Below are 14,604 nucleotides of genomic sequence, written 5' to 3'. Positions count from 1 at the left end.
GCGGAATTATAGCGTCCGGCCTGCTCGGGAATGTCCGGTCGTCGCGTAAAAGACGCTAAAATATTGCTCTTCGCCGCCCCGAAGCTACTGCAGCCAGCCCGTTGCAGCGCGCACGGTTCAGTTGTCAGGCTGGTTGTCGGGCCGGTTGTCGGGCTCAGTCGCCAGGCGCGTTTGCGAGGCTTGGGCTACCTGCCAGGCCCGGTCGTCGCCCCGGTTACCCCCGTTCAGGCGAGCCTGCTCGGGCGGCGGCTTTGTCGTTGCACTTCTGCAATCTAATTACTCGCTACTGCACCGCCCTGGAGAAACGTATGTCAATGGCCGACCGCGACGGCAAGATCTGGATGGATGGCAAGCTCATCGACTGGCGCGACGCCAAGATCCACGTGCTCACTCACACGCTGCACTATGGAATGGGCGTTTTCGAAGGCGTGCGCGCATATCAGACGGCCGACGGCGGCACCTCGATTTTCCGCCTGAAAGAGCACACCAAGCGTCTCTTCAACTCGGCGAAGATCTTCCAGATGGACGTGCCGTTCGATCAGGAAACCATTTCCGCCGCGCAACGCGAAGTGGTGCGTGAGAACAAGCTCGAGTCGTGCTACCTGCGTCCGATCATCTGGGTCGGCTCGGAAAAGCTCGGCGTGTCGGCGCGCGGCAACACCATTCACGTTGCGATCGCCGCCTGGCCGTGGGGCGCCTACCTCGGCGAAGACGGCATGACGAAGGGCATCCGCGTGAAGACGTCGTCGTTCACGCGTCATCACGTGAATATCTCGATGGTCCGCGCGAAGGCGTCGGGCTGGTACGTGAACTCGATCCTCGCAAACCAGGAAGCGACCGCCGACGGCTACGACGAAGCGCTGCTGCTCGACGTCGACGGCTACGTGTCCGAAGGCTCGGGAGAGAACTTCTTCCTCGTGAACAACGGCAAGCTGTACACGCCGGACCTGTCGTCGTGCCTCGACGGCATCACGCGCGATACGGTCATCACGCTCGCGAAAGACGCCGGCATCGAAGTGATCGAAAAGCGCATCACGCGCGACGAGGTCTACACCGCCGACGAAGCGTTCTTCACCGGTACGGCCGCCGAAGTCACGCCGATCCGCGAACTGGACAATCGCACGATCGGCGCCGGCATGCGCGGCCCGATCACCGAGAAGCTGCAATCCGGGTTCTTCGACATCGTGAACGGCAAGAGCGCAAAGTACGCGCACTGGCTCACGAAGGTCTGATTCGAGCTCAACCTGAGCGGGCGCCGCCCCTGCGCTGATCACAGCCGGCCGCGCGCCCGGCATCCCGTATAGACGAGAAAAGCCTCATGAGCGAAATCAAGGAAATGCCGCTGGTCGAGTTGTCGGCAAAGGATCTGCCCGCTTACTGCCCGAATCCGGCCATGCCGCGCTGGAGCATGCATCCGCGCGTCTTTATCGACGTTACGCATGGCGAAGCGCGCTGCCCGTATTGCGGCACCCGCTACAAGCTGCGCGACGGCGAAGTGGTCAAAGGCCACTGAAACCGGCCGCGTCCCGGCAAGGCCCGCGCGCAGCGCGGCTGCCTGCGGCCGTGCGCGCGCTGCGCACCACGCCGCAAGCAGCGCGCTTTGACGCCGCGCCCTGTGTGATCCTGCCGCGCCGGTACGGGCGTGGGCGCGCCACTTTCATTCCAATAACCTGAACGCCGCACGCCTTGCGCGCGCGGCGATTCTTTTCGACACCGGACAATCACCCTGATGCGTCGCGCGTTGGTTATCGCACCGAACTGGATCGGTGACGCATTGATGGCGCAGCCGCTGTTTGCGCGCCTCGTGAAACTTCATCCGCGCATCGTGATCGACGCGGTTGCGCCCAGCTGGGTCGCGCCGGTGCTCGAGCGGATGCCCGAGATCCGCGATGTCTACGCGACCGACCTCGCGCACGGCAAGCTGCAGATGCTGCGCCGCTGGCAGTTGGCGAGCGACCTGCGCGATGTCGGCTACGACGCCGCGTACGTGCTGCCCAATTCGCTGAAATCGGCGCTCGTGCCGTGGCTCGCGGGCGTGCCGCTGCGCATCGGCTACACCGGCGAGAGCCGCTACGGCCTGCTGAACGTGCGCCACGCGACCCCGCGCAAGAACGAACGCCCGCCGATGGTCGGCCACTACGCGGCGCTCGCGTACGCACCCGGCGCGAAAGTGCCCGACGATCTGCCGGCGCCGCGCCTCGACGTCGACCTGAACGAGGCATCGCGCGTATCGGCGCGCTTCAACCTCGACACGCGCGTGCCGCTGCTCGTGTTCTGCCCGGGCGCCGAGTACGGCCCCGCGAAACGCTGGCCGCCCGAGCACTTCGCCGCACTCGCGCAGATGGTCGGGCAATCATTCCCGTATACGCAGATCGTCGCGCTCGGCTCGCCGAAAGACTCGCCGATCGCGCAGGCGATTGCCGACCGCGCGCCGAACGTGCGCAACCTGTGCGGCCAGACCGCGCTCGGCGAGGCATGCGCGCTGATCTCGCGCGCCAATGCGGTAGTCACCAACGATTCCGGCCTGATGCACGTTGCCGCCGCGCTACGCCGGCCGCTCGTCGCGATGTTCGGATCGACTGATCCGCGCCACACCCCGCCCTTGTCGGACCTCGCAAAGGTACAATGGCTGAATCTCGAATGCAGTCCATGCTTCGAACGCGAATGTCCGCTCGGTCATCTGAATTGTTTGCGGCAGTTGAGCGCCGAGCAGGTATTTGACGACCTGCGCGGCATGTTGATCGCGCAACGGTAGCAGGCGCAGCGCAACGCAAAGCACGGCGCGCAGGCCGGCGCAATGGCGTTGCGGCAGGGCGCGGCAACGGCGACCGTCGCCGAAGCGGTCCGTCCGTGGCCACGCGGTGGCCGCTCGCGCAGGCCGCAATTGGCTGCACGACAGGCGCGTCGGCGCGTCATGCGCGCGTCTTGCGGCGCGGGCATTCTCGCGGTTGGCCGCCGCCGACGGGCCGTGCGCGCCGGTGCAAGGGCGCGCCATGCATGCGGTACGCGGCGCTCGCGTGAAGCGCCCCGCCGCCCGTCGATGCCGTATCACCTGCAACCGCGCACGTTGCGCCTAACAGACTGACGAGCCATGCCACGTTTCGCCCATATCTTCGAAGCCGCTGCGGATACCCTGAACGCCTATTACCAGGCGGTCGCGGAGGTCAACATCGAGAGTCTGATGGGCCTGTGGATCGACGAAGAGTTCGTCACCTGCATCTGCGCGGACGGTTCGCACCTGCACGGTCTCGAGAACATTCGCGCCGGGCTCACCGCGCAGCTCGAAGTGACGCCGGTATCGATCGAACCGCTCGACATCCGTGTCTACGACAGCCTCGGCACGGTCGTCTACGCGATTGCCGAAGCGCACCGGCCGGCGAATCCGGCCGCGATGCCCGCGATGGTGTTCACCACCTATGTGATGGTCCACGAACGTGGCGAATGGCGCATTGCGCATATCCACGCGAGTGCGATGCCGAACGAAACCGCCGCGCAGTTCGCTGCCAAAATGAGACACGGCCAGGGGCCACTGCATTGAGCGGCGCCTTCGTGACCCGCTGATTCGACCGGTACTGCAATGAGCACGACGCACGACAAGCACGCTTCCCCCACGCGAAACCGCGCCGCGGCGGCGGTCGGGGCGACCGTCGACATGCTCTACCGCGCGCCGCTGTGGCTGCCGAACAGTCACGCTCAGACCATCGTGCCCGCACTGTTCGGGCGCCGTCCCGCGGTGAGCTACCGGCGTGAGCGCTGGGAAACGCCGGACGGCGACTTTATCGATCTCGACTGGCTGGCGCATGATGCGCAGCACGCGCCGTCCGACCACGCAGCCGACGAAGCACCCGACGGCGCGCCGCTTTTCGTGCTGTTTCATGGCCTCGAAGGCAGTTCGACCTCGCACTACGCGCTCGCGCTGATGGACGCCGCGCGCCGGCGCGGCTGGCATGCGGTCGTCCCGCACTTTCGCAGTTGCAGCGGGCCGCTCAATCTGATGCCGCGTTTTTATCACCTCGCGGATAGCGACGAAGTCGACTGGGTGCTGCGGCGGCTGCGCGAATCGCATCGCGGGCCGCTTGTCGTGGCCGGCGTGTCGCTCGGCGGCAGCGTGCTGCTGCGCTGGCTCGGCGAGCGTCGCGAAGACGCATCGTTTGTCGCGGCCGCGGCGGCGATTTCCGCGCCGCTCGACGTGCACGCGGGCGGACGCATGCTGTCGCAAGGCTTCGGCATGGTCTACACGCGCAGCTTCCTGAAGACGCTCAAGCGCAAAGCGCAGCGCAAACTGACGCAATACCCGGGTCTCTTCGATCTGAACACGATGCTCGCGAGTCGCACGATGTACGAATTCGACGACGTCGTCACCGCACCGTTGCACGGCTTTCGGAATGCTGACGATTACTGGACGCGCGCGGCGTCGCGGCCGTGGCTGCCGGAAATCACGGTGCCGACGCTCGTGCTCAATGCGCGCAACGATCCGTTCCTGCCGGGCGCGGTGTTGCCGTCGCCGCATGAGGTATCGCGTGCGGTCGAACTCGATCAGCCCGCGCACGGCGGACACGTCGGTTTCATGACGGGGCCGTTTCCGGGCAGGATCGACTGGCTGTCGGAGCGGATCTTCGGTTACCTCACGCCTTACACGCAGCATGGATGAGATCGTCAGGCAGGCGCTCGCCAAATGGCCGAACGTGCCGCATTGCACCGGCTGGCTGCTGCTCGACCGACGCGGCACGTGGCGCATGCGCGACGACGCCGCACAGGCGCGCGGCGCGCTCGGCGAGCCGATCCGGCATGCGGCGCTGATCGGCTTTATCAACCGCAACTACGAGTGCGATGACGACGGGCAATGGTTCTTTCAGAACGGACCGCAACGCGTGTATGTCGAGCTCGTCTATACGCCGTGGATCGTGCGGCTGTCGGCCGATGAGTCGAGCGGCGGCGCGCTGACGCTGACCGATCACACGGGGCAGCCGTTTACGCCGGCTGCGGTGTTTGTCGACGATGAAGGCGGTGTGCTGTTTGCCGATGATGCATCGCCGGCACGGGTGGCCGCGCTGCATGACCATGATCTCGATCTCTTTTCCGGGCATGCGGAACTCGTCGACGATTGCGCGGATGGCGCGTCGGGCGCGTTCAATTGGCGTGATGGCCACGTGCTGCCGCTGCAGCCGATCGAGCGCGCGAAGGTGGCGGCGCGCTTTGAGTTTGTAGCGAGTCCGGCCGCGCGGGCTGCTGCCGCAGTGGTCGCAACTGACGGCACGGGTGACAGGCGCGACGCGTGAATGGCCGCTGTCGTGGCCATGCAAGTGGTAGCTGCGGGGTTATGTCGATCGCAATGAAGGCCGCGCGGTTCGCATAGCCGCCGCGTGAGCGACACATAAGCCGCAACGACAACAACCGCGATGCCTGCCCGAACGCTCCGCGCAACGCGTGCCCAACACGCCGATCTTCGCGCTCAGATCTTGTCCTTATCGTCTTCGCGCTCTTCCTTGTAACGTGCCTCGAACTCATGCAGGCGTGCGTCGATCGTCGACAGATCGTAGTAGCCCGCGGTCTTGATATCGCGCGCTTCCTTCAGTTGGCGGATCGCCGACGGCCACGCGCCATCGAGCGCGAATTGCTCGGCAAGCGCGCGATGCTGCGTCAGCGTGTCGCCCGCTCCGGCGCTCGCCTGCGCGAGATACAGCCACCATGCCGGCTGCTGCGGCTCCGCTTCGGTCTCGCGCTGCGCCTGCATCTGCGCGTCCTTGAAGCGCTTCGCGGTGAGCAACGTGCGCAGATGCATGTCGATCGCCGCATGCGAGTCCGGCCAGCGCGTTTGCGCAAGCTGCGCGAGCCTCAACGCATCGTCGTCATGGCCGGCGCGGCGCGCGATGTCGGCCGCGAGCACATCGAGGCTCGGCGAACTGCGCGCCGTTTCCCCCTCTCTGCGCGCACTCGCTTCGAACGTCTGCCGTGCGGTCGCTAAAGACGCCGCCGCATCGGCATAGCGTTCGAGCAGCATCTGCGCGTACGCGATGCCGTACCAGTTCGCGGCGACGTTCAGCGCGGTCTTGTCTTCGATCTCCGAACGCATCCGCGTGATCTCATCCGCGTAGTCGCTGCGTGAGCGGTCCTGCAGCACGCGCGCACGCGCGCGCACGAAACCGTATTCGGGCGCCTGATGCGGCTGCCGGTATGGCGAGCGGCGCGCGCGGTCGGACATATCCGCGATGCGCTCGCCGGTCAGCGGGTGGGTGCGCGCGTAGGCCGGCACGCCCGTGTCAGCCATCGATGCGCGATCGAGCCGCTCGAAGAACGACACCATTCCGTATGGGTCGTAGCCTGCGCCCGACATCAGCTGGAAGCCGACGCGATCCGCTTCGTGCTCGGCCGAACGCGAAAAGCGCAGCTGATTGTCGACCGCATACGCCTGGCCGCCGAGCGCGATTGCGGTGCCGAGATCGCCGCTGTGGGCCAGCACGCCGGCCAGCACACCGAACAGCGTGCTGGCGAGCGCCGCGTAGGTGCCGTGCTCGCTCGCGGTGATCATCCGGGCGATATGCCGCTGCAGCACGTGTCCCATTTCGTGGCCGATCACCGATGCGAGTTCCGACTCGGTCTGCGTCGCGACAATCAGCCCGGTGTTCACGCCGATAAAGCCGCCCGGCAGCGAGAACGCATTGATTTGCGGATCGCGGATGGCGAACAGATCGAAGTCCGGCCGGTATCCGCCGATGTATTGCGCGCTGGCGGCCGCCGCAAGCTTCGCCGATACCGAATTCAGATAGTCGCGCACCAGCCAGTCGCCGATATAGTCGGGATCGCGCCGCACCTCGCGCATGACGCGCTCGCCGAGTTTGCGCTCGGCCTGCGGTGTGAGCGAGCCGCCGGAGCCGTCGCCGAGATCGGGCAACTGCTGTGTCGTGATGGGCGCGCGCAGGCTCGAATTGCCACCGGCGTTGCCGGAAAAGCGCGCTTGCGCGCCGCCATAGGTGCCGAAGATGCCCTGCGCGATATCGGGCGACAGAATTGGCGATGCATATTGTTCGAGCGGACCGGATTCGAGCGGCAAACTGCTGCTCGCGGCTTGCGCCAGCAACGGCGGCGGGGCGGCAAGCGCGATGGATAACAACGCGGCAAGAAACCGTTTCGAACGCATTGCGAGGTGCGCGGGTGGGTGGTCGGTTGAGTACTCGGTTGGGTGCTCGGTTGCGTGCCCCGTTAGATCAATCTCGCACGATTGTAGCCAGACGCCCGGTCGCGACCGTGCGAAGACAGACGGCGTATGGTCAAATTCTAGCGCGCGCCGCTACAGGGGAATTCAGCGGACGGCACAAAGCCGCCGCCGCAATGATCGACGCCAACCTGCAACAGGAAAATAGGAGCAAACCATGCCTGAACTCACCCACTTCGACGCGGCCGGCCAGGCGCATATGGTCGATGTCGGCGGCAAAGAGGAGACGCAACGCGTCGCGATCGCGCGCGGGTCGATCCGGATGCTGCCGGCCACGTTCGCGCTGATTCGCGACGGCAATGCGAAAAAGGGCGATGTGATCGGCATCGCGCGGATTGCGGCGATCCAGGGGGCGAAACGGACCGCGGATCTGATTCCGCTGTGTCATCCGCTGGCGCTGACACGGGTGACGGTGAACTTCGAACTCGATGACACGCTGCCGGGCGTGCATTGCACCGCGCAAGTGGAAACGCGCGGGCGCACCGGTGTCGAGATGGAAGCGCTGACCGCCGTCCAGGTCGGGCTACTGACGGTCTACGACATGTGCAAGGCCGTAGACCGCGGGATGACGATCACCGACGTTCGCGTGCTGGAGAAGCATGGCGGGAAGTCGGGGGATTGGGTTGCCCCTGTGTAAGTGCGTGTTTGAGTGCGCTTTTGGGTGTGCTCTTGGGTGCGCTTTTGCGTGCACGTTTGAGTGCAATCAACCGTCTTCGTCGTCGCCCTCGTCGTCCTGATTGATGTCCTTCGGCGGCGTTCCATACTTCTTCACCAGTTCCGCCTTGAAGCCCGCGAGCGACTTCTGGTCATCGCACAGGCTGTACAGATACGCGAGTTGCGACGGCCAGTCGTTCAACTCTTCCGCGAAGAGCTTCAGACGTTCGACGGTGTCGTAGGCGCTCTGCGTGTCGCCATTCAACGCCTGCAGCACCGCATAACGGCGCAACACCGTCTCGCCCGGCAGCAACGCAATGGCCTGCTTGTGCATCTCGAGCTTGTACGGCAGGTTCATGCTGTTCATCGGCAGCAGCGTCGCCATGCCGTACTCGCCCCATGCGCCGAACAGGAATGACGGATTCGCCTCATATTGCTCCGCCGGATGCGACCCGTAGTACAGCACTTCGGCGCGGTTGTAGTCGCGCAGCACCGGATACAACGCGGCAAGCCCGAAGCACACGACGATCGTATACAAGGTTAGCGATGCACCGCGTGGCACCCACCGCAACGGCCTGGTGTCCAGCAGTCCGAAGATGAACATCGCCGGCAGCAGGAAGAACATGTACTGCTGCGGATACTCGACGAGCGCATGCATCACGAGCACGCCGATAATCGCAAGCCCGAACACGCGTGCTGCCGTATGCGGCTCGCGCAGCACACGGATCGCCCACGCGAGCAAACCCAGCAGCACGATGGCGAAGCCGATCAAACCGGTTTTCGCGAGCAGATCGATAAAGATATCGTGCGAGTTGTTTGCGATCTCGACGTGACCGAGCTGCTTCACGAAATCGAACTGGTAGCGCGGAAACTCGCCCCAACCGACGCCGAGCAGCGGATGCGACTTGAACATGGTCCAGCCGTAATTCCACAGTGCAAGGCGCGGTGCGATTTTCCCCGCCTCGCGGAAGCGATCCGCCGCCGACACTTCGAGGTTGAAGTGAAAACGGACGTTCGCCCAACGCACCAGCACGTTGACTATCACGAACAGCAGCGCCAGCGCGAACGGAACCAGCCATTCACGGTCGCTGCGGCGAAGGTGCGGATTGCGCCGCTTTTCGGCCAATGCCATCCACAGGCCCGCGACGACGATCACGCCGGTTTGCAGCCACGGACCGCGCGAAACGGTGAGCGCCAGCCCCAGCGAAAAAATGGCCGACAGCAACGCCCACACGGCAACATTCAGCCGCCGCGTCTGCACGAGAAACATTGCGCCGGCCACCCCGAACGCGATGCAGCTGGCCAGATGGTTCGCCTGCGCCATGTTCCCGAACGGCCGACGGTCGACCATCACGTTGTACGCGACGACGAACGGCGTGACTTTCACCTCGAGGTGAAACAGCTGGATCACCTGGCAGAACACCGCAAAGAGCGCACCGATGATCATCGCGCCCGCGCCGACGCACAACACGGTTTCGGTCATCTCCGCGCGGTTGAAACCGTAGCCGATATGCGTGGCCATCAGCGCGGCCAGCAGGAAGCCGGCGCCCAGCCAGGCCATCGACGGTTGCGCGAGCGGCAGCACGAAAGTCTGCACGATCAGCACGATGCCGAACCCGAGCGGCACGAGCGCCACCGCCGGCGTGCTGAACTGCATGCGCGGACTCGCCGTCCAGTACATCAGCGCGACGCCCGCACCGGTCAGCACATACAACGCGAGCGCGGTGAATTCCGCGTAGAACGTCGGGATCGGGTAGGTATGGTTGACGACCGCATACGGCAGGATCAACGCGCAAACCAGCAGGAACAGTGAAAGATAGCGTGCAAAAGTCGTGGGCATGAGCAATGGGAGACGTCGGCAACCGGCGCACTATACAAAAGATTTGTCCCGATGTGCGCCGGCTGTGCCGAAATACGCCGATGTGATCAAGTTAACCGTGGCGTTGTTGCAAGAACCGTGCACCGCGTGGATCAGGCGCGGCACTCGGGCGGCGCGAGATTGGGCGGCAGCTTCGCCACCTCCGCGGGCAACGGCCCCGTCCCCGGCGCGGGCAGCGACGACGCGTTCTTGCCGCCTGCGAAGCACTCCCAGGTCACGACGCCCGGCAGCGTCACGCCTTTCGCGAGGCCGACACGCGCGGTAGGCGCATCCGCGTTATCCGGCACCGACGGGACCAGCACCAGCGTGTTCGTGTCGTCCGGCGCGACGCGCGTGGTGAAGGCGACGGTAATCTGCCCGCTGTCGTCGTCGACATGGATCGACTTCACGTTGCGCGTGGCGGGCGGCGACGTATAGCCGCCGCCCAACGCATTGCCGCTCGCGGCGTTCTCGGCGACCGTCAGCCGCGCGGACGCGGCGAGCGACAAGCCCTCGCCCACCCGGCTGCGCGCCAGATAGTCCTGATACGCGGGCACCGCATACGACGCGATCACCCCGACGATCGCAAGCACGATCATCAGTTCGATCAGCGTGAAACCATAGGCGGCGTAACAGGCGCGCGCGAGCCCCAGCGGCCATTGCCAGCGGCCGTCCGGCGGATTGAAACGGCGGCGCGAATAAAACGAAGACAGCGAATAAACGGCGACAGGTGTGATCATCTGCAAACTCCTCGAAACAGAAACGCCTGCCCCGGACATCAGGACAGGCGCTGCCATCGTATCGAGTGTTGCCGCGCAGACCTAGTCAGCCGAACGGCATATGTTCGCGGCCGGCGAATTGCCGTAGAGTGCCTGCGGTGAAGGGTGAACAACGGTGAACGGCGCAGCGCATGAAGCAGCGCCGCTAGTGTGACGAGTGGCTGGCCACCCGCGCGTTGCGGCGTTTGATCAGATGGCCGACGATCAGCACGAACAGCGCGCCGGCAATGCACATGCCGTACTCGGCGGCCGGCGTGTCGAGAATCGGCCAGCGGTCGCCGGCCGGGTCGTTGATGATGAGTCCGCCTGCAATCCAGCCCAGCAGCGCGGCGCCCAGCGACACGATAACCGGATAGCGGTCGAGCAGCCGCAGCACGATCTGGCTGCCCCACACAATCAGCGGAATGCTCACCGCGAGGCCGAAGATCACGAGCGCGATGCGGTGCTCCGGGTCCGCTTGCTCCGCGGCGCCGGCAATCGCAATCACGTTGTCGAGGCTCATTACCGCGTCCGCGACGATGATCGTCTTGATCGCGCTGATCAGCTTGTCGGCGGGTTTGATGTTCGCGTGCACGTCGTGCGCGGGCGCGAGCAGGCGCACGCCGATCCACAACAGCAGCAGGCCGCCGGCGAACTTGAGCAGCGGCACATCGAGCAGCGCGACCGCGAATACGATCAGCACGACGCGCAGCAGAATCGCGCCGAGCGTGCCCCACAGGATGCCGCGCGTGCGCTGGCTGTCCGGCAGATTGCGGCACGCGAGGGCGATCACCACCGCGTTATCGCCACCGAGGAGGATATCGATAACGATGATCTGGAAGACCGCGCCCCAATGGAGCGTCGCGAAGAACTCGAGCATGAAAGCAGGATAAAAGCGTGTGGAAAGAACAGGCAACAAAAAAAGCGGGAGAGCCGGGCTCTCTCGCTTCGTCTGTCAGGCGCGACGTCTTACGAAAGAATTTCGTAAGAGTAACAAAAAAATGCGCCGACGTACCTAAGAAGCACGTCGGCGCATTGGAACAACGTAGAGGAACAACGTCGGCGCAAAACCCCTGGCGACAAACCTGGGGGCAAACGCCGTGATGAAACGAGGGAAACGAGCTAGTGCGGCAAACCGGCCTTTACAGCACCGACTTCAGCAGGCGGGCCATTTCCGACGGGTTCTTCGTCACCTTGATGCCGCAAGCATCCATGATTTCCAGCTTCGCGTCCGCCGTGTCCGCACCGCCCGAGATCAGCGCGCCGGCGTGGCCCATGCGCTTGCCCGGAGGCGCCGTCACGCCCGCGATAAAGCCGACCACCGGCTTCTTCATGTTGTCCTTGATCCAGTGCGCGGCGTTCGCTTCGTCCGGACCGCCGATCTCACCGATCATGATGACCGCATCCGTCTCCGGATCGTCGTTGAACATCTTCATCACGTCGATGTGCTTCAGACCGTTGATCGGGTCGCCGCCGATACCGACTGCCGACGACTGGCCGAGGCCCAGCGCCGTCAGCTGACCGACTGCTTCGTACGTCAGCGTGCCCGAACGCGACACGACGCCGATGCGGCCCTTGCGGTGAATGTGGCCCGGCATGATGCCGATCTTCAGTTCGTCCGGCGTGATCGTGCCCGGGCAGTTCGGTCCGAGCAGCAGCGTCTTGCGGTTTTCGCGACGCATGCGGTCCTTGATTTCGATCATGTCGCGCACCGGAATGCCTTCGGTGATGCAGATCGCGAGATCGAGGTCGGCTTCGACCGCTTCCCAGATCGCAGCCGCGGCGCCTGCCGGCGGCACGTAAATAACCGACACGGTCGCGCCGGTTTCGGCCTTCGCTTCCTTCACACTCGCGTAGATCGGAATGCCTTCGAAGTCTTCGCCGGCCTTCTTCGGGTTCACGCCCGCGACGTAGGCTTCGCGGCCGTTTGCGTATTCACGGCATGCGCGCGTATGGAACTGACCGGTCTTGCCGGTAATGCCCTGCGTGATGACCTTCGTGTCTTTGTTGATCAGAATCGACATGTATTGACCTCTGTTCGTTTGGCTTCGCGTTGCGCGCGCTGCGTGCGAGATGCCCCGCATGCCTCAAGCGCCGCGCGTTCGCGCCGCCATTCGTATCCGGTGATGAGCGCGGGGCCTTAAGCCTTCTTGCCCGACGCCGCCGCGACAACCTTCTGCGCAGCCTCTTCCATGCTGTCCGCCGCGATGATCGGCAGGCCCGATTCGGCAAGCATCTTCTTGCCGAGGTCTTCGTTCGTGCCCTTCATGCGCACGACGAGCGGCACCTTCAGCGACACCGCCTTCGACGCCGCGATCACGCCTTCCGCGATCACGTCGCAGCGCATGATGCCGCCGAAGATGTTGACGAGAATCGCCGTCAGGTTCGGGTTCTTCAGCATGATCTTGAACGCTTCGGTGACCTTCTCGGTCGTCGCGCCACCGCCGACGTCGAGGAAGTTCGCCGGCTCGCCGCCGAACAGCTTGATGGTGTCCATGGTCGCCATCGCGAGGCCCGCGCCGTTCACGAGGCAGCCGATGTTGCCGTCGAGCGAGATATACGCGAGGTCGAACTTCGACGCTTCGACTTCAGCCGGATCTTCTTCGTCCAGATCGCGATACGCGACGATTTCCGGATGACGGAACAGTGCGTTCGAATCGAAGTTGAACTTCGCGTCCAGCGCGATCACCTTGCCGTCGCCGGTCAGGATGAGCGGGTTGATTTCGGCGAGCGATGCGTCCGTTTCCCAGAAGCCCTTGTACAGGCCTTGCAGGATCGCGCGTGCTTGCGGCACCGATGCGTCGGGCACGCCGATCTTCTTCGCGAGGCTGTCGGCTTCCGAGTCTTGCAGGCCCTTCGACGGATCTACCGCAACCTTGTGGATCGCTTCCGGGTGCTTCTCGGCGACTTCTTCGATGTCCATACCGCCTTCGCTCGACGCCATCACGACGACCTTCTGCGACACGCGATCGATCACGAGGCCGACATACAGTTCCTTCTTGATGTCAGCGCCTTCTTCGATCAGCAGGCGGTTCACCTTCTGGCCTTCCGGGCCGGTCTGGTGCGTGACGAGCTGCATGCCGAGAATCTGGTTTGCGTACTCGCGGACCTGGTCGAGCGACTTCGCGACCTTCACGCCGCCGCCCTTGCCTCGGCCACCCGCGTGGATCTGAGCCTTCACGACCCACACCGGGCCGCCCAGCTCCTGTGCGGCCTTGACCGCATCTTCCACCGAGAACACCGGCTTGCCGCGCGGTACCGCGACTCCGAATTTCCGCAGGATTTCCTTACCCTGGTACTCGTGAATCTTCATGCGTGATTCCCTTCAGTCTGAGAGTTGGATAGAACATCGTTTCCGGCTGTCTCCTCCGCAAGTGCTTGTGCAGCAGATGCACCGGCACGCGGCGCCGCGACGGGCCGCGACGGACGCGGTGCGCGGCCGTACCAGCGCGGATAGAACTGCCGTACCGCCTCGCCGTCGAATCGCAGCGCGTGGCAGCGACCCAGCTGGAATGGCGGTTTATCGTTTGAATTTTCGTCTGAATGCGTGTGTGTGCGTGCGTCCGCGCGTTCGCTGCTTGCGTCCCCTTGGCCGCTTTGACCTGCCTCGCCCGGATTGCCGTTGGCCGTGTTCCACACGTCGCCAGCGAATGCCTGGATCGCTGCGCTCGGCAGCACCGCGCAAAGCTCGGTGAGATGCGTGCAGCCGACCGTGCCGCCGAGCAGACGCGCGGCGTGACGGCGGAAGTTATCGAGGAGGTTGAGCCCGATGAGGGCCCGATAGGCGGGGTTGGATGCTTCGCAAAGGCCGGGATATGGAACCCAGGCCGACGACGCTTCGGCGTCGACGACAGTGAGCTTGCGATCGATGGTGATGCGAAGCCAGAGTTCATGGATCGGCAGGCCATTAGGCCGGACGCCCGACGCCAGCACAGTGTCGCGCGGCTTGACGTCGGTGAGGCACGCCTCGATATCCCACAACCCATCCGCACGCTCAAAGGCATCCGCTCGGATTGCGCGGCGATGGCGCAATTGACGGGGCACTGGCGGGGAAAGCGGCATGCGAGGGGAAAGGAGGCCGGATTTGGAAACCCCCGGATTTTAGCATATCGGGTATGGGC

The 14,604-nt window shown here is 64.6% G+C and carries 14 protein-coding genes; 7 read left to right on the top strand and 7 right to left on the bottom strand.

Annotated elements, in window-relative coordinates; all coding sequences use genetic code 11:
* The first annotated feature begins 308 nt into the window (after nt 1–308).
* The 6 genes from HV675_RS11560 to HV675_RS11535 all read left to right on the top strand — a co-directional run bounded on the left by HV675_RS11560 (nt 309) and on the right by HV675_RS11535 (nt 5,279).
* On the top strand, nt 309–1,232 hold the full coding sequence (locus tag HV675_RS11560; protein ID WP_175111043.1) for a branched-chain amino acid transaminase: 924 nt from the start codon (nt 309–311) through the stop codon (nt 1,230–1,232).
* A gap of 86 nt (nt 1,233–1,318) precedes the next feature.
* A complete protein-coding gene (locus HV675_RS11555; protein ID WP_075155855.1) occupies nt 1,319–1,513 on the top strand; it encodes a zinc-finger domain-containing protein in 195 nt (64 codons plus the stop codon).
* A gap of 216 nt (nt 1,514–1,729) precedes the next feature.
* A complete protein-coding gene (gene waaF / locus HV675_RS11550) occupies nt 1,730–2,755 on the top strand; it encodes a lipopolysaccharide heptosyltransferase II (protein ID WP_175111042.1) in 1,026 nt (341 codons plus the stop codon).
* A 336-nt stretch (nt 2,756–3,091) separates the two neighbouring features.
* On the top strand, nt 3,092–3,538 hold the full coding sequence (locus HV675_RS11545) for a nuclear transport factor 2 family protein (protein WP_175111041.1): 447 nt from the start codon (nt 3,092–3,094) through the stop codon (nt 3,536–3,538).
* Nucleotides 3,539–3,577: 39 nt separating this feature from the next.
* On the top strand, nt 3,578–4,651 hold the full coding sequence (locus tag HV675_RS11540) for a hydrolase (RefSeq protein WP_175111040.1): 1,074 nt from the start codon (nt 3,578–3,580) through the stop codon (nt 4,649–4,651).
* Nucleotides 4,644–5,279, top strand: coding sequence for a DUF2946 family protein (locus HV675_RS11535; protein WP_175111039.1), 636 nt, complete (start codon nt 4,644–4,646; stop codon nt 5,277–5,279). The genes HV675_RS11540 and HV675_RS11535 overlap by 8 nt, the downstream gene beginning before the upstream one ends.
* Before the next feature lie 173 nt (nt 5,280–5,452).
* On the opposite strand, the gene HV675_RS11530 is transcribed toward HV675_RS11535, so the two are convergent.
* Nucleotides 5,453–7,138: a M48 family metalloprotease gene (locus tag HV675_RS11530; RefSeq protein WP_175111038.1), complete on the bottom strand. Its 1,686-nt coding sequence runs from the start codon at nt 7,136–7,138 to the stop codon at nt 5,453–5,455.
* Between the two features lie 232 nt (nt 7,139–7,370).
* On the opposite strand from HV675_RS11530, the gene moaC reads away from it, so the two are divergent.
* The gene (moaC, locus tag HV675_RS11525) at nt 7,371–7,850 is read left to right on the top strand and encodes a cyclic pyranopterin monophosphate synthase MoaC (protein WP_175111037.1); all 480 of its coding nucleotides are present in this window, start codon (nt 7,371–7,373) and stop codon (nt 7,848–7,850) included.
* A 66-nt stretch (nt 7,851–7,916) separates the two neighbouring features.
* Here moaC and HV675_RS11520 read toward each other — a convergent pair whose 3' ends face one another.
* From HV675_RS11520 to HV675_RS11495, 6 genes are all read right to left on the bottom strand, one after another.
* Entirely contained in the window at nt 7,917–9,707 is a 1,791-nt protein-coding gene (locus HV675_RS11520; RefSeq protein ID WP_175111036.1) for a PglL family O-oligosaccharyltransferase, read from the bottom strand.
* A gap of 131 nt (nt 9,708–9,838) precedes the next feature.
* Nucleotides 9,839–10,465, bottom strand: a complete 627-nt coding sequence (locus HV675_RS11515; RefSeq protein ID WP_175111035.1) for a pilin — start codon at nt 10,463–10,465, stop codon at nt 9,839–9,841.
* Between the two features lie 184 nt (nt 10,466–10,649).
* Nucleotides 10,650–11,363, bottom strand: coding sequence for a TerC family protein (locus HV675_RS11510; protein ID WP_175111034.1), 714 nt, complete (start codon nt 11,361–11,363; stop codon nt 10,650–10,652).
* 262 nt (nt 11,364–11,625) lie between these two features.
* A complete protein-coding gene (sucD, locus tag HV675_RS11505; RefSeq protein ID WP_175111033.1) occupies nt 11,626–12,507 on the bottom strand; it encodes a succinate--CoA ligase subunit alpha in 882 nt (293 codons plus the stop codon).
* Between the two features lie 116 nt (nt 12,508–12,623).
* On the bottom strand, nt 12,624–13,796 hold the full coding sequence (gene sucC / locus HV675_RS11500; protein ID WP_175111032.1) for an ADP-forming succinate--CoA ligase subunit beta: 1,173 nt from the start codon (nt 13,794–13,796) through the stop codon (nt 12,624–12,626).
* Nucleotides 13,793–14,545 carry a DUF2889 domain-containing protein gene (locus tag HV675_RS11495; RefSeq protein WP_175111031.1) on the bottom strand — a complete coding sequence of 251 codons (753 nt, stop codon included), beginning with the start codon at nt 14,543–14,545 and terminating at the stop codon, nt 13,793–13,795. The genes sucC and HV675_RS11495 overlap by 4 nt, the downstream gene beginning before the upstream one ends.
* Nucleotides 14,546–14,604: the final 59 nt, after the last annotated feature.

Source organism: Paraburkholderia solisilvae (genome assembly GCF_902859875.1).
GTDB classification, from domain to species: domain Bacteria; phylum Pseudomonadota; class Gammaproteobacteria; order Burkholderiales; family Burkholderiaceae; genus Paraburkholderia; species Paraburkholderia solisilvae.
Note: the sequence above shows the minus strand (reverse complement) of the source record. Positions and strands in the feature narration are given on the sequence as shown.